At 65.2% G+C, this 14,354-nt stretch carries 14 protein-coding genes; 8 read left to right on the forward strand and 6 right to left on the reverse strand.

What is annotated here, in order from left to right; genetic code table 11:
• Nucleotides 1-181: 181 nt before the first annotated feature.
• The 8 genes from pxpB to mazF all read left to right on the forward strand — a co-directional run bounded on the left by pxpB (nt 182) and on the right by mazF (nt 7,400).
• The gene (gene pxpB / locus HV711_RS15530) at nt 182-835 is read left to right on the forward strand and encodes a 5-oxoprolinase subunit PxpB (protein WP_035484046.1); all 654 of its coding nucleotides are present in this window, start codon (nt 182-184) and stop codon (nt 833-835) included.
• A complete protein-coding gene (locus HV711_RS15535) occupies nt 832-1,884 on the forward strand; it encodes a 5-oxoprolinase subunit C family protein (protein WP_035484048.1) in 1,053 nt (350 codons plus the stop codon). Before pxpB ends, HV711_RS15535 begins: the two co-directional genes overlap by 4 nt.
• Nucleotides 1,885-1,901: 17 nt before the next feature.
• Nucleotides 1,902-2,654 carry a 5-oxoprolinase subunit PxpA gene (gene pxpA, locus HV711_RS15540; RefSeq protein WP_013589888.1) on the forward strand — a complete coding sequence of 251 codons (753 nt, stop codon included), beginning with the start codon at nt 1,902-1,904 and terminating at the stop codon, nt 2,652-2,654.
• Nucleotides 2,655-2,928: 274 nt separating this feature from the next.
• A complete protein-coding gene (locus tag HV711_RS15545) occupies nt 2,929-3,678 on the forward strand; it encodes a DUF969 domain-containing protein (RefSeq protein ID WP_013589889.1) in 750 nt (249 codons plus the stop codon).
• Entirely contained in the window at nt 3,675-4,631 is a 957-nt protein-coding gene (locus HV711_RS15550) for a DUF979 domain-containing protein (protein ID WP_035484050.1), read from the forward strand. Before HV711_RS15545 ends, HV711_RS15550 begins: the two co-directional genes overlap by 4 nt.
• A 223-nt stretch (nt 4,632-4,854) precedes the next feature.
• Nucleotides 4,855-6,663 (forward strand): tetratricopeptide repeat protein, encoded by a 1,809-nt coding sequence (locus HV711_RS15555; RefSeq protein ID WP_035484052.1) that lies wholly within the window; start codon nt 4,855-4,857, stop codon nt 6,661-6,663.
• Nucleotides 6,664-6,771: 108 nt separating this feature from the next.
• Nucleotides 6,772-7,038, forward strand: coding sequence for an AbrB/MazE/SpoVT family DNA-binding domain-containing protein (locus HV711_RS15560; RefSeq protein ID WP_028362250.1), 267 nt, complete (start codon nt 6,772-6,774; stop codon nt 7,036-7,038).
• A complete protein-coding gene (gene mazF / locus HV711_RS15565; protein WP_082201563.1) occupies nt 7,035-7,400 on the forward strand; it encodes a type II toxin-antitoxin system toxin MazF in 366 nt (121 codons plus the stop codon). Before HV711_RS15560 ends, mazF begins: the two co-directional genes overlap by 4 nt.
• A gap of 21 nt (nt 7,401-7,421) precedes the next feature.
• Here mazF and HV711_RS15570 read toward each other — a convergent pair whose 3' ends face one another.
• From HV711_RS15570 to HV711_RS15595, 6 genes are all read right to left on the reverse strand, one after another.
• A complete protein-coding gene (locus HV711_RS15570; RefSeq protein ID WP_035484054.1) occupies nt 7,422-8,585 on the reverse strand; it encodes a TraB/GumN family protein in 1,164 nt (387 codons plus the stop codon).
• On the reverse strand, nt 8,578-9,597 hold the full coding sequence (locus HV711_RS15575) for a peptide ABC transporter ATP-binding protein (protein ID WP_013589895.1): 1,020 nt from the start codon (nt 9,595-9,597) through the stop codon (nt 8,578-8,580). Before HV711_RS15575 ends, HV711_RS15570 begins: the two co-directional genes overlap by 8 nt.
• Nucleotides 9,594-10,601 carry an ABC transporter ATP-binding protein gene (locus HV711_RS15580; protein WP_028362254.1) on the reverse strand — a complete coding sequence of 336 codons (1,008 nt, stop codon included), beginning with the start codon at nt 10,599-10,601 and terminating at the stop codon, nt 9,594-9,596. Before HV711_RS15580 ends, HV711_RS15575 begins: the two co-directional genes overlap by 4 nt.
• Nucleotides 10,602-11,519 carry an ABC transporter permease subunit gene (locus HV711_RS15585; protein WP_013589897.1) on the reverse strand — a complete coding sequence of 306 codons (918 nt, stop codon included), beginning with the start codon at nt 11,517-11,519 and terminating at the stop codon, nt 10,602-10,604.
• A gap of 6 nt (nt 11,520-11,525) precedes the next feature.
• Nucleotides 11,526-12,536 (reverse strand): ABC transporter permease subunit, encoded by a 1,011-nt coding sequence (locus HV711_RS15590; RefSeq protein ID WP_015003974.1) that lies wholly within the window; start codon nt 12,534-12,536, stop codon nt 11,526-11,528.
• Nucleotides 12,537-12,686: 150 nt separating this feature from the next.
• Nucleotides 12,687-14,315, reverse strand: a complete 1,629-nt coding sequence (locus HV711_RS15595) for an ABC transporter substrate-binding protein (protein WP_013589899.1) — start codon at nt 14,313-14,315, stop codon at nt 12,687-12,689.
• Nucleotides 14,316-14,354 lie beyond the last annotated feature (39 nt).

The raw sequence follows: 14,354 nt of genomic DNA on the forward strand, positions 1-14,354 counted from the left end.
ATGGGAAGTGTCCGGAGTGTACGACGAGCGGGCGCGCCCCGCGAGCCTGGCGAAAACTCTTATTGATAAATCGTTGATATTTTATTGACAATGTATCCTTCAAACATCGCGTGACTGTCGTGCCGTGGTTGTCCGACGTTGCGCAATGCAGAACTCTTTGACTTCTCCGGGTCTTCAAGCCATGAGCCAACCCCACATCTTTCCGCTCGGCGACGCCGCGCTGGTCTGCGAGGCGCCCCCGCCCGCGACGCTCGACTGCCAGCGCCGCGTCTGGGCGGTCGCCGAACTCGCGCGCGACTGGCCGCATGTGCTCGAAGTGGTGCCGGGCATGAACAATCTGACGCTCGTGTTCGATCCGCTCGAAGCCGACCGCGACGCGCTGTCGAAGCGCTTGCAGGAAACCTGGGACGCCGCCGGCCAAGCCCCGTCGGCGGGCCGCGACGTGGAGATTCCGGTTCAGTACGGCGGCGAGTTCGGCCCCGACCTCGGCGCCGTGGCGAGCCACACCGGTTTGGGCGTGCGGGAAGTCATCGAGCGGCATTCCAGCGGCCAGTACGTGGTGTTCTTCCTCGGCTTCCAGCCGGGCTTCGCCTATATGGGCGGGCTCGACGAGGCGCTGCACACGCCGCGCCGCGCGTCGCCGCGGCTGGAAGTGCCGGCGGGTTCCGTCGGCATCGGCGGAGAGCAGACCGGCATCTATCCGGCGACGTCGCCGGGCGGCTGGCAACTGATCGGCCGCACCGAGCTGCCGCTCTTCGATCCCGCGCGCCGCCCGCCCACGCTGTTGCAGCCGGGCGACCGGGTGCGCTTCACCATCGCGGGGATACACGCATGATCGACGTGATTCGCGCAGGTCTTCTGACCACCATCCAGGACCTCGGCCGCCACGGCTACCGGCATCTCGGCGTCGCGATGGGCGGGGCGCTCGACCGGCTGTCGCTGGAAGTCGGCAACCGGCTGGTCGGCAACCGGCCCGACGCGGCCGGCCTCGAAATCACCTTCGGTCCGACCGTGCTGCGGTTTCTGCGCGCGACACGGGTCGCGATCACGGGCAGCGAATTCGGCGCGACGCTCGACGGCAAGCCGGTCTATTCCTGGTGGAGCCTGCCCGTCAAAGCCGGGCAGGAGCTGGTGCTGAACGCGGCGAGGCGCGGCATGCGCGGCTACGTGTGCGTCGCGGGCGGCATCGACGTCTTGCCGATGCTCGGTTCGCGCAGCACGGATCTCGCCGGACGCTTCGGCGGCCTCGGCGGCCGCGCGCTGCGCGACGGCGACCGCGTGCCGCTCGGCGCGCCGCCGCAGCGCGGCCACGTCGGCTTCTCGCCCGAGGCGCCGGAATTCGGCGTGAAAGCGCCCGCGTGGTGCAAGTTCGTGCTCGTCGACGAGCCGCTGCGGCGCGGCCGGCATCCCACGGGCGTGCCTTGGGCGGTGCCGATTCGCGTGCTGCGCGGCCCGGAATACGACAGCTTCACGGAAGAAGCGCAGGAATCGTTCTGGTCCGACGAGTGGCTCGTCACGCCGAACAGCAATCGGATGGGCTACCGGCTCGCCGGCAGCGAACTGAAACGCAAGCAGAAGGCCGACCTGCTGTCGCACGCGGTGCTGCCGGGCACGATCCAGGTGCCGCCGAACGGCCAGCCCATCGTGCTGATGAGCGACGCGCAGACCACCGGTGGCTACCCGAAGATCGGCGCGGTGATTCAGGCCGACTTGTGGAAGCTCGCGCAAGTGCGCCTGAACGCAGCCGTGCGCTTCATCCCGACCACACCTTACGAGGCGCGCCAGGCATTGCTCGAAGAGCGCACCTACTTGCGGCAGATCGACGCCGCCATCGCCATGCATGAAGAGCGCTGCGCGCGGCAAATGGCCGTCGCGGCGTTGTAACTGAATAGAGGAACACCATGGAAATCGATCTGAATGCCGATCTCGGCGAAGGCTGCGGCTCCGACGAGGCGCTGCTCGACCTCGTCAGCTCGGCCAATATCGCGTGCGGCTGGCACGCGGGCGGCGCCCAGGCCATGCGTGACTGCGTGCGCTGGGCAGTGCAGAAAGGCGTGTCGATCGGCGCGCATCCGAGCTTCAACGATCCCGAGAATTTCGGCCGCAAGGAAATGGACTTGCCGGCGAGCGAGATCTACGCGGGCGTGCTGTATCAGCTCGGCGCACTCTCGGCGATCGCGCAGGCCGAGGGCGGGCGCATCGCGCACGTCAAGCCGCACGGCGCGCTCTACAACCAGGCCGCGCGCGACCCGAAGATCGCGGATGCGATCGTGTCGGCCGTGCATGACTTTGACCCGTCGGTCGCGGTGTTCGCGCTTGCCAACAGCGGGCTCGTGACGGCCGCGCGCAACGCGGGGCTGACCGCCATCGAAGAAGTGTTCGCCGATCGCGGCTATCGCGCCGACGGCTCGCTCGTGCCGCGCAAGGAGCCGGGCGCCCTGCTCGACGATGAAGACGAAGTGCTCGAACGCACGCTCGCAATGGTGCGCGAGCAGCGCGTGCGCGCGGTCGACGGCCAGTGGGTGCCGCTCAATGCGCAGACCATCTGCCTGCACGGCGACGGCCCGCACGCGCTCGCGTTCGCGCGGCGCATTCGCAGCGCGCTGGAGCAGGCCGGTATCGAAGTGCATGCGGCCGGCGCTGCCAGCGTCTGACGTCGGCGAGTTTGTTCCGCGCCATGCCTTGATGATCCTCCAACGCCCCGCTCCATGCGGGGCGTTCGCGAGGTGCGGAACGCTTCCGGCGGATCGGCGGCGAGTTCGCCGCAGCAACGCGAGTTGCAGTTGCAGTTGCAGTCGAAGGTGAAGTAGCAGTACGTAGCAACGCGGCCGCCAAGAGCCGCGGCAACAAAACGGCGCGCGGATCGCCACGCGCCGGCCCATGCTGGCCGCCACAAGCGGCGAGGTTGAAACCTGTTTGGAGATCCAGATGCAGACAACAGTCAGTTTATGGCCGCTGATCGGCGTGGCCGTCATCATCGTTGGCTTTTTATTGCGGTTCAATCCGATGCTGATCGTGGCGGTTGCCGCGATCATCACCGGCCTCGCCGCGCACTTCCCGCCTGAAAAGATCCTCGCCGAAATCGGCACCGGCTTCATCAAGACGCGCAACATTCCGTTGATCATTCTTCTGCCGCTCGCGGTGATCGGCCTGCTCGAACGGCACGGCCTGCGCGAGCGGGCGCAGACGTGGATCAGCGGCATCAAGGCCGCCACGGCCGGGCGTCTGCTGATCGTCTATCTGCTCGTGCGCGAACTCACCGCGGCGGTCGGCCTGACCGGGCTGGGCGGACATCCGCAGATGGTGCGCCCGCTCATCGCCCCGATGGCCGAAGGCGCCACCGAAACCCGCTTCGGCAAGATCAGCGACGCCGTGCGCTTCAAGTTGCGCGCCTTCTCGGCGGCAACGGACAACGTGGGCCTCTTCTTCGGCGAGGACATTTTCGTCGCGTTCGGCGCCATCGTGCTGATGACCACCTTCCTGAAAGAGGCCGGCATCGTCGTCGAGCCGATTCACGTGGCGGTGTGGGGCATTCCGACCGCGATCAGCGCGTTTCTGATTCACGGCTTCCGCCTGTATCTGCTCGACCGCAAGCTCGACCGCGAACTGCGCGGCAACGCGAAAGCGGGCAGCAACACCGTTTCGCCGGCGCAATCGGCCGCAGGAGACAAAGCATGACGCTCACGATTACCTATCTCTTCTGGCTGCTGGGCGTGGTGCTGCTGATCATCGGCGGCATGATCGTCACCGACAAGGAACACCCGCGCCGCCTGACGGCCGGCGGCTTCTGGATTCTCTACGCGCTGATCTTTCTGATCGGCGACAAGCTGCCGCCCGCCGTGGTCGGCGCCGCAGTGATCGTCATGGCGCTGATTGCCGGCTTCGGCGGCGTGACCGCGGGCAAGCCGCGCGTGCTCTCGCTCGAAGCGCGCAAGGCGAGCGCCGCGCGGCTTCGCAACAAGCTGTTCGTGCCCGCGCTGACGATTCCGGTGATCACGGTGATCGTCACGCTGTCGGCGAGCCACCTGGTGTTCGGCGGCGTGCCGCTGATCGAAAAGGCCAACGTCACCCTGATCGGCTTCGGCATCGGCTGCGTGATCGCGCTCGCCATTGCCTGCGTGCTGACGCGCGACACTGTCGGCCAGTCGATGAAGGAAGCGCGCCGCCTCGTCGACGCGCTCTCCTGGGCCGCGGTGCTGCCGCAAATGCTCGGCATGCTCGGCCTCGTGTTTTCGGATGCGGGCGTCGGCAAAGCCGTCGCGCACGTGACGACCGCGTACATCAGCCTCGACTACCGGTTCATCGCGGTGGCTGTGTACTGCATCGGCATGGCGCTCTTCACGATGGTGATGGGCAACGGCTTCGCCGCTTTCCCGGTGATGACGGGCGGCGTCGGCGTGCCGATTCTCGTCGGCGTGTTTCATGGCAATCCGGCCGTGATGGTGGCGATCGGCATGTTCTCGGGCTACTGCGGCACACTGATGACGCCGATGGCCGCGAACTTCAACATGGTGCCGGCGGCACTGCTCGAACTGCCTGACAAGAACGCGGTGATCAAGGTACAGATTCCGACAGCGCTCACGCTGCTGGTGGTCAATATCTTCCTGCTCAATTTCCTGATGTTCAACTAGGACGCAGCAGTAAAAGACAGTAGAAAATGCAGCATTTCCGATGTGCCATGCGACGTTTCCGCGGCACATCGGTGAAGCATGAGGAACAGGAAAAACCTGCAACGGAAATGGGATGTGTCCGAACGCCGGCCCATGAGACCGGCCATAAGATGCCGGACGATCTCCCGTCCACGCGCGCGGGCGCGCGCGTAGCGCACCGCCGCGGCTCTTCCCGCAGGTCTTCATGGAACATCAATCCCAGCGCCCCGGCGGGCGCACCGCGTCGCCGCCGTCGTCCAGTGTCGCTTCGCTCGTCGACGCCGCGCTGCACGCACATCAGGCCGGTCGGCTCGACACCGCCGACTCCCTCTACCGCGAAATCCTCGCGCTCGATCCAGCAAATGCAAGGGCCTTGCATTACTTCGGCGTACTGCACTATCAACGCGGACAGCACGCGACGGCCGCCACGCTGATGAGCCAGGCGCTCAAGCACGACCGTCACGACGCCGCGTGCTGGAGCAACCGCGGGCTCGCCGCCGCCGCGCTCGGCCGACTGGACGAAGCCACGATCTGCTACGACCAGGCGCTGCAGCTGCAGCCCGATTTCGCCGACGCGCGCAACAATTTCGGCGTGGCCTTGCAGGCCCAAGGCGCACTGGATGACGCGATCGAGCAGTACAGGCTCGCCATCGCGTCGAATCCCGCACTCGTCGATGCGCATCTGAACCTCGGCACGGCGCTCGGCAAGCTCGGCCGTTTCGCGGAAGCGCTCGCGTGTTACCGCGACGCGCTGCGGCTCGATCCGATATCGGCGGAAGCGCACTTCAACGCGGGCAATGCGCACAACGCGCAGGGCGAGCACGAGGCGGCGGTCGCCAGTTTCGAGCGCGCGCTCGCGCTGCGGCCGGATTACGCCGAGGCGCACGTCAACCTGGGCAGTGCGATCGGCAAGCGCGGCGACTATGCCGGGGCCGAGGCGCATTACCGGCGCGCCGTTGCGCTCAAGGCTAATCCGACGAACCTGGTGTGCCTCGGCGGTTCGCTCGGCGCGCAGGGGCGCCTCGACGAAGAAGAGAAGTTCTATCGCGAGGCGCTGGCGCAAGACCCCGGTTACGCGGACGCGCATCAGAACCTCGCGTGGCTGCTGCTCAAGCGCGGCGACTATACAGAAGGATGGGCCGAGTTTGCGCTGCGCTGGCGCAAGAGCGACTACGACGCATTGGCCGTCGCGGGCGTGGCCGAATGGCGCGGCGAGCCGCTCGACGGGCGGCGCCTGCTGATCGTCGGCGAGCAGGGTTTCGGCGATCACTTCCAGTTTCTGCGCTACGCGCGCGTGTTGCACGAACGCGGCGCGCGAGTGGATGTGTGCGTGCGCGAGCCTTTGCTGCGGCTCGTCCAACGCATGCCGGGCGTGCATCGCGCGTTCGCCGGCAAACCGGACGCGCCATACGACTTCTGGGTCCCGATGATGAGCGTGCCGTCCTGCGTCGGCACCGAACTGGCCACGATTCCGGCTGAGCTGCCCTACCTGTTCGCGGACGAGACAAAGATCGAAGCGTGGCGCAGCAAACTCGCCGCGAGCAGCGGCGCAAACCGCAAGGTCGGCCTGGTGTGGGCGGGCAGTCCGACATTCGGCAACGACCGCTACCGGTCGATGGCGCTCGCCGATCTGCACCCGCTTGCGGATGTCGCCAACGTGAGCTGGTATCCGCTGCAACAAGGCCCGGCGCACGCGCAGCTGGCCGGCGCACCGCAAGCGTTGCGCGGGCACGATTTCACCGGCGAACTGGGCGACTTCGAGGACACCGCCGCGCTCATCATGAACCTCGACCTGGTGATTGCCGTCGACACCGCCGTCGCGCATCTCGCGGGCGCGCTCGGCAAGCCGGTGTGGCTGCTGCTGCCGGCCAATTCCGACTGGCGCTGGCTGCAAGCGCGCAGCGACTCGCCGTGGTATCCGGGAATGCGGCTTTTCAGGCAGCAGGTGTTGGGGGAATGGGCGGGCGTGGTGGGAGACGTGCTACACGCTCTCCAAACGGAGGAGCGGGAATGAAAACACCCCGCTTCAAAGCTTGATGTACCGCACGGCCGGCTGTCGCGTCGCAGTAATGTGCTACATTTGTTGCACATTCACGGCTCGGCAGCGAGCGGAGAAGAGACCATGGCCGTTACATCGAAAATTCGCAGGCAGGGCGGAGCACTTGTCATGACGATCCCGCCAGCGCTTCTCAAGTTGCTGCACGTAGACGCCGGAGATCACATGTCCTTGGAGGTCCAGGACGGACAGTTGATCGCCCGGCCCGCGTCGTCGGCGACAAAACGCTATACGCTCGCCGAACTGCTGGAGGGCTCTGAAAGTATCGCGGAGTTGACCGCAGAGACCGCCTGGGCACGAGACGGCGGCCCTATGGGAAGCGAGCTGACATGATGGTCGAGCGGAATACGCCACGGCGCGGCGACGTCTACTGGATCCACCCGAACCCCGTAGCGGGCAAGGAGATGAAGGACCGGCACCGCTTCGTCGTGATCACGCCCGCCGAGATCAATGCGCTGGGTGTATGTATGACGGTGCCTATCACCACCGGCGGCAACTTCATCCGTCACGCCGGCCTTGCCGTCCACATTTCCGGACACGATACGACCGGCATAGCGGTATGCAATCAGGTTCGCACTTTCGACATCAATGCTCGCGTAGAGCACGGTTCTGCTCGCTACGTAGAGACGCTCGACAAGCAAACAGCCGACGAGATCGTTGCGCGAGTAGTCAGCGCAATCGACCCCGCGCCGTGACTCGGCATTTCACACCCGCTATCAACCCGCCTCCACGACAAACCCATGCTGCCGCAGCAACTGCAGCACACCTTTGCGTCCGCCCAGATGCAACGCGCCGATTGCCACGAACACCGGCTTATTCGGCGCGGCGATCAGCAGCATGCGCGAGACGAAGCGCCGGTTGCGCGCGTAGACGATTCTGTCGTCGATCGAATCCGATACGCGCTTGTCACGCGCGAGTTTCTCCGTTTTCGCGGCTTCCCACGCGGCGATTGCGTCGGCGTCGCCAACCCGCCATAGGCGATGCAAGGTGCGCACGTCCTCGACATTTTGCGCGGGCGTCTGCACCAGATCCTGCGCGAGCATCTCGCGTTGCTGCGCGAGCGAGAGGCCGGTGAACGCGCGCATCTGCTGCGGCAGCGTCTCCAGTCCGACAATCTTGCCGCGCGTGCGCAAATAAACGTTCTGCAATTGCGCCTCGGTGCCGTATTCGGTCTGCAAACCGGCGCTGAGCGAATCGTAGGTTTCCACCAGCAGCGAGGCGAGCCACGGCCGCGTCTTCTTGATCTCATCCAGCGCGGCGGGATTGCCGCGCAGACGGAACGCGAGCTTGCGCCACAGCGGCTCGGGCAGCAAGCCAGGCAGGCAGTCGCGGCGGCATACGCCGTATTTCGAGACGTCGTCTTGCGAGACCAGCAGCTCGTCCGGCGAGAGTTCCAGCGCCAGTGTCGGCGACGCCGCCAGCGCGCCCATGATCGGAGGACGGAACGGCTGAGCCGCCGGGTAATCGGCGGGATCGCCGACGTGCAGCGTGCCGAGCACGTAGAGCGTGGTGGTGCCGCGCGTCGCGACATAGAACGGCATGTGCGCCGGTTGCAGCCGCACAGGACCGCTCGCGGTCGTGCCGGGTGTGGCGGGCGGCGGATTGAAGCCGGGCAGCGCGGCGCGCGGCGGCGCCGGCGTCTGCGGCACCGGAACGCTCGGGTGCGCGCCTTTGGCGCTTGCCTCGGTGGATACGGCGGGCGTATTGGCCGCGGCACCAGCGGCATACGCGGCGCCGGGCAGTCCGACATAAAAACAAAAAACGCCGACAAGCGCGGCACCCGTCAGTGCACGCGCCCGCAAGCGTCGCGTGAAGGCGGCGTGGCGGCCGCCATCACGCGAGCGGCGCGCAAGACGACGCGCCGCCAGCGCATCAGGCATCCACGTCCCCCACCTCCTCGGCACGGTGACACGACACCAGACGGCCATCCACTTCACGCAGCTTCGGTTCCTCGCTGCGGCAGCGGTCGATCACATACGGGCAGCGCTGATGAAACGTGCAGCCCGACGGCGGATTCAGCGGTGACGGCATTTCACCCTGCAGCTTGATTTTGATGGTGCGATCCGCCTCGAAGATCGACGGCGTCGCCGACATCAACGCACGCGTGTACGGATGACGCGGCTTCGAGAAAATCCGCTTCTTGTCACCGAGTTCGGCCACGCCGCCGAAGTACATCACCATCACGTCGTCGGCAATATGCTCGACGACTGACAGATTGTGCGAAATGAACACGTAGCTGGTCTTGAACTGCTGCTGCAGATCCATGAACAGATTCAGAATTTGCGCCTGGATCGACACGTCGAGCGCCGACACCGGTTCGTCGGCCACGACGATCTGCGGATCGAGAATCATCGCGCGCGCAATCGCCACACGCTGACGCTGGCCGCCCGAGAACATATGCGGATAGCGCTTCGCGTGTTCGGGACGCAGGCCGACGGTGCGCATCATCTGGGCAATGCGCTCGGCGCGTTCCGTCGCGCTCAGCTGCGTGTTGATCGCGAGCGGCTCGCCGAGCGTCTGCTCGACCGTCTTGCGCGGATTGAGCGACGCGAACGGATTCTGGAACACCATCTGCACGCGCCGCCGCAGCGCGGCAATCTTCGCGTGATCGGCGCCGGCGACGTCTTCACCGTTGATCAGCAAGCGGCCCGCACTGGGCGACTCGATCATGGTGAGCTGGCGCGCCAGCGTCGATTTGCCGCAGCCGGACTCGCCGACCACCGCGAGCGTCTTGCCGCGCTCGAGTGCGAACGACACGCCGTTCAGCGCTTTCACCGTGCCCGTTGCGAACATGCCGCGCTTGACGGTGTAGTAACGTGCGAGCTTGTCGGCGACCAGCACGTGATCGCCCGCATGGTCCGACTGGCGCCGCGTTTCGGGTACTGCATTCATCGTGCGCCTCCATGGGTATGAACGTTCGCGTCGCCGGCGAGGTTCAGGGGTTTGATGCAACGCACGCGCGCCACGTCGGCGTGGCCTGGCATGGGCGCGAGCGCGGGGCGTCCCTTGTTGCAGTCGTCGACCATGTACTTGCAGCGCGGCGCGAAGAGGCAACCCTTCGGACGATCGTCGCGGCCCGGCACCATGCCCGGCAACGCGGCGAGCCGCACGGCGCCCACGTTGTGCTCGGGAATCGCCGCGAGCAGCGCTTCCGTGTACGGATGATGTGGCGCGGCGAAGATATCCGGCACCTTGTTGGTCTCGATCACTTCGCCAGCGTACATGACCGCGACGCGCTGCGCGACCTCGGACACCACCGCGAGGTCGTGCGAGATCAACACGAGCGCCATGCCGCGCTCCTTCTGCAGGCGCATCAGCAGCTCCATGATCTGCGCCTGGATGGTCACGTCAAGCGCGGTGGTCGGCTCGTCGGCGATCAGCAGCTTCGGGTTGCAGGCAATCGCCATCGCGATCATCACGCGCTGGTTCATGCCGCCCGACATCTGATGCGGAAACGCGCCAATGCGATTCTTCGCGTCCGGAATGCCGACCTGGTCGAGCAGTTCGAGCGCGCGTTTGTCGAGCGCGCTGCCGCGCAAGCCTTCGTGCAGCTTCAGCACTTCCTTGATCTGATAGCCGACGGTGTAGCTCGGGTTCAGGCTGGTCAGCGCGTCCTGGAACACCATCGCGATCTCTTTGCCGATGATCTTGCGGCGTTCCTTCGCCGATGCCTTCAGCAGATCGCGTCCGTTGAAGGTGATTTCGTCCGCCGTGACCTTGCCCGGCGCGTCGATCAGACCCATCAGCGCCATCATCGTCACGCTCTTGCCCGAGCCCGATTCGCCGACGACGCCCAGCACTTCGCCCGGCGCGACGTCGAGGTTGATACGGTCGACGGCCGGCAAGCCGTTGAAGTTCACCGCGAGATTGCGGATGGTCAGTAGGTTGTTGCTCATTTATGCCATCCGTTTGAGTTTCGGATCGAGTGCGTCGCGCAGCCCGTCGCCGAGCAGGTTGATGGCGAGCACCGAGATCAGGATGGACAAGCCAGGCATGGTGACGATCCACCACGCACTGTCGATATAGTCGCGCGCCGAGGCGAGCATCGCGCCCCACTCCGCCGACGGCGGCTGCACGCCGAGGCCGAGAAAGCCGAGCGCGGCCGCGTCCAGAATCGCCGACGAAAAGCCGAGCGTGGCCTGCACGATCAGCGGCGCCGTGCAGTTGGGCAGCACTTGCGAGAACATCAGGCGCAGCGTGCCGGCACCCGCTACGCGCGAAGCCGTCACGTATTCCTTCTGCAGCTCGCCTTGTGCCGACGCGCGCGTCAAACGCACGTAGCCCGGCAGCGCGACGATCGCAATCGCCAGCATCGTATTGACGAGGCCCGGACCGATGATGGCCACGACCGCCACCGCGAGCAGCAGCGAGGGCAGCGCGAGCAGCACGTCCATGATGCGCATGATCGGCGTGTCGGCCCACTTGTCGAAGAACGCGGCGATCAGCCCGAGCACGATGCCCGGAATCAGCGCGAGCACGACGGAGATGAAGCCGATCCAGAACGACAGCCGCGCGCCGTACATCAGGCGCGAGAGGATGTCGCGGCCCGCTTCGTCGGTGCCGAGAATGAACTTCCAGTTGCCGCCTTCGAGCCAGGCGGGCGGAATCTTCACGAAGTCGCGGTATTGCTCGATCGGGCTATGCGGCGCGATGAGCGGCGCGAATATCGCCACGACGATCAACAGCAGCACGACGATGCCGGCGCCGACCGCGCCGCGATTGCGCGAAAAATTGGCCCAGAACTCGCGGGCCGCGATGGCGCGGCCGCTCGGCGGAGTCACCGACTGGGGAACGGTGTTTTGAATGTCTGCCATGTCCAGTTACCTCGTATGGCGGATGCGCGGGTTGAGCACGCCGTACAACAGATCGACGACGAGGTTCACGAAGATCACGAGCGTGGCGATCATCAGAATGCCGCCTTGCACGACCGGATAGTCGCGGCGGCCGATTGCGTCGATGAGCCACTTGCCGATGCCTGGCCACGAAAACAGCGTCTCAGTCAGCACCGCGCCGGCCAGCAGCGTGCCGACCTGCAGGCCGATCACGGTCACGACCGGAATCAGCGCATTGCGCAATGCATGCACGACGATCACCCGCGCCGGCGACAAACCCTTCGCGCGCGCGGTGCGGATGTAGTCCTCACGCAGCACTTCGAGCATCGACGAACGCGTCATGCGCGCGACGACGGCGAGCGGAATGGTGCCGAGCACGATGGCCGGCAGGATCAAATGGCTCAATGCGGACTTGAATGCGCCTTCGTCGGTGGACATCATCGCGTCGATCAGCATGAAGCCGGTCACGTGCGGAATGTCGTATTCGACGGCGATGCGGCCCGACACCGGCGTCCAGCCGAGCTTGACCGAAAACACCATGATGAGGATCAAGCCCCACCAGAAGATCGGCATCGAATAACCGGTGAGCGCCGTGCCCATCACGCCGTGATCCACCGCCGTGCCGCGCCTGAGCGCCGCGAACACGCCCGCCGGCAGGCCGACGATCAGCGCAAAGAGCATCGCGCAGATCGACAGCTCGACGGTGGCGGGGAAGCGGGCGAGGAATTCGCCCATGACGCTGGTGTTGGTGATGATCGAGGTGCCGAGGTCGCCATGCAGCGCGCGGCCAATGTAATGGACGTACTGCATCGGCAGAGCTTCGTCGAGTCCGAGCCGGTGCATTGCCGCGGCATGCATGGCCGGATCGACGCCGCGCTCGCCCATCATCACTTCGATGGGATCGCCCGGTATCAGGTGAATCAGCGCGAATGCAAGGATCGTGATGCCGATGAAGGTCGGTATCACCATGCCGATGCGGCGCAAAACAAAGCGGAACATGGTTCGTCCCTATGGTCTTGATGAAGAAAAAACGCAACCGGCGACGAGGGCTCGTGACCCCGGTCGCCGGACCATTTCGACCAGTTTTCTAACCGTGCGAAAAGCGTACTGCGCGAATTTTACGACTTGCCCGACACGTGGCCGGGTGCCTTACTTGACGCTGACGCCGTCGAAGCGGGCATAGCCGAGCGGCTCGATGCGCATGTCGACCACCTTCTTGCTGACAGGCTGATAGACGGTCGAGTGAGCGATCGGCGAGAACGGCAGTTGCTGCGCGAAAATCTGCTGCGCCTGCATGTAGGCCGTGGTGCGCGCGCCCTGATCGGACGTGGAGCGGCCCTTCTGGATCAGGTCGTCGAACGGCTTGTAGCACCACTTCGAGAAGTTGTTGCCGTTCACCGCTTCGCAGCCGAGCAGCGTGCCGAGCCAGTTGTCCGGATCGCCATTGTCGCCCGTCCAGCCGATCAGCATCGTGTCGTCCTCACCAGCGTGGGCGCGCTTGATGTACTCACCCCACTCGTACGTGACGATCTTCGCCTTCACGCCGATCTTGGCCCAGTCGGCCTGGATCATTTCCGCCATCAGGCGGGCGTTCGGGTTGTACGCGCGCTGCACCGGCATGGCCCACAGCGTGATGTCGAAGCCGTTTGGATAGCCGGCCTTCGCGAGCAGCGACTTGGCCTTTTCCGGATCGTACGAGGCGGCCTTCAGGTTCTTGTCATAGGACCATTGGGTCGGCGGCATCGGGTTCGTGGCGGCCTGGCCGGCGCCCTGATACACCGATTCGATGATCGCCTTCTTGTTGATCGCCATGTCGAGCGCCTGACGCACTTCGACCTTGTCGACCGGCTTGTGCGACACGTTGTACGCCAGATAGCCGAGGTTGAAGCCCGGTTGCGACGGCATCGCAATGTTGGCTTCCGACTTCAGCGGCGCGATGTCGGCCGGACGCGGATAGCTCATCACCTGGCATTCGTCGCGCTTGATCTTCTGCACGCGCACGCCGGCGTCCGGCGTGATCGAGAAGATCAGCTTCGAGATCTTGACGGTGTTCGGCTTCCAGTAATCAGGATTGCCGTCGAAGCGGATGGTCGCGTCTTTCGTATAGCTGCGGAAGATGAACGGCCCCGTGCCGACCGGGAACTGGTTGATGTCGGCGGCCTTGCCGGCCTTCAGCAGTTGGTCGCCGTATTCCGCGGACAGGATCGACGCGTATTCCATCGCCATGTTCTGGATGAACGGCGCGTTGACTTCCTTCAGCGTGAATTTGACCGTGTACGGATCGACTTTTTCGACCTTCGTGATCAGCTTGTCGAGGCCCATGTCCGTGAAGTACGGAAACTGCACGGGGTAAGCCTTGCGGAACGGCTGATTGGTGTCGAGCATGCGCTCGAACGTGAACACGACGTCGTCCGCGTTGAATTCGCGCGTCGGCTTGAAGAACGACGTGGTCTGGAACTTCACGCCGTGACGCAGATGGAACGTGTAGGTCTTGCCGTCGGCAGAGACATCCCACTTTTCGGCGAGGCCCGGCTCGACCTTGGTGCCGCCGCGCTCGAATTCGACCAGACGGTTATAAACCGTGAACGTGTTGGCCGTGAAATCGGTGCCCGTGGTGTATTGGGCCGGATCGAAACCCGCGGGGCTGCCTTCTGAGCAGTAGACGAGGGTCTTGTTCGGAATCTCAGCACGGGCGACGCTCGCGCCCAGCATCGATGCCGCTGCAGCAGCGACGAGCGTCGTAACACGCGCGGCGCGCAACAGATTGTTTTGCTTCATGTTTCCTCCAGGTTCGGGGCCGGCTGTCGCCAGCGTAGC

Origin of the sequence: Paraburkholderia phenoliruptrix (assembly GCF_902859825.1) — a bacterium.
Taxonomy (GTDB): Bacteria; Pseudomonadota; Gammaproteobacteria; order Burkholderiales; family Burkholderiaceae; genus Paraburkholderia; species Paraburkholderia phenoliruptrix.

Coding starts and splice junctions, on each gene's coding strand:
- pxpB (WP_035484046.1), top strand. CDS start 182: ATGAGCCAACCCCACATCTTTCCGCTCGGCGACGCCGCGCTGGTCTGC.
- HV711_RS15535 (WP_035484048.1), top strand. CDS start 832: ATGATCGACGTGATTCGCGCAGGTCTTCTGACCACCATCCAGGACCTC.
- pxpA (WP_013589888.1), top strand. CDS start 1,902: ATGGAAATCGATCTGAATGCCGATCTCGGCGAAGGCTGCGGCTCCGAC.
- HV711_RS15545 (WP_013589889.1), top strand. CDS start 2,929: ATGCAGACAACAGTCAGTTTATGGCCGCTGATCGGCGTGGCCGTCATC.
- HV711_RS15550 (WP_035484050.1), top strand. CDS start 3,675: ATGACGCTCACGATTACCTATCTCTTCTGGCTGCTGGGCGTGGTGCTG.
- HV711_RS15555 (WP_035484052.1), top strand. CDS start 4,855: ATGGAACATCAATCCCAGCGCCCCGGCGGGCGCACCGCGTCGCCGCCG.
- HV711_RS15560 (WP_028362250.1), top strand. CDS start 6,772: ATGGCCGTTACATCGAAAATTCGCAGGCAGGGCGGAGCACTTGTCATG.
- mazF (WP_082201563.1), top strand. CDS start 7,035: ATGATGGTCGAGCGGAATACGCCACGGCGCGGCGACGTCTACTGGATC.
- HV711_RS15570 (WP_035484054.1), bottom strand. CDS start 8,585: ATGCCTGATGCGCTGGCGGCGCGTCGTCTTGCGCGCCGCTCGCGTGAT.
- HV711_RS15575 (WP_013589895.1), bottom strand. CDS start 9,597: ATGAATGCAGTACCCGAAACGCGGCGCCAGTCGGACCATGCGGGCGAT.
- HV711_RS15580 (WP_028362254.1), bottom strand. CDS start 10,601: ATGAGCAACAACCTACTGACCATCCGCAATCTCGCGGTGAACTTCAAC.
- HV711_RS15585 (WP_013589897.1), bottom strand. CDS start 11,519: ATGGCAGACATTCAAAACACCGTTCCCCAGTCGGTGACTCCGCCGAGC.
- HV711_RS15590 (WP_015003974.1), bottom strand. CDS start 12,536: ATGTTCCGCTTTGTTTTGCGCCGCATCGGCATGGTGATACCGACCTTC.
- HV711_RS15595 (WP_013589899.1), bottom strand. CDS start 14,315: ATGAAGCAAAACAATCTGTTGCGCGCCGCGCGTGTTACGACGCTCGTC.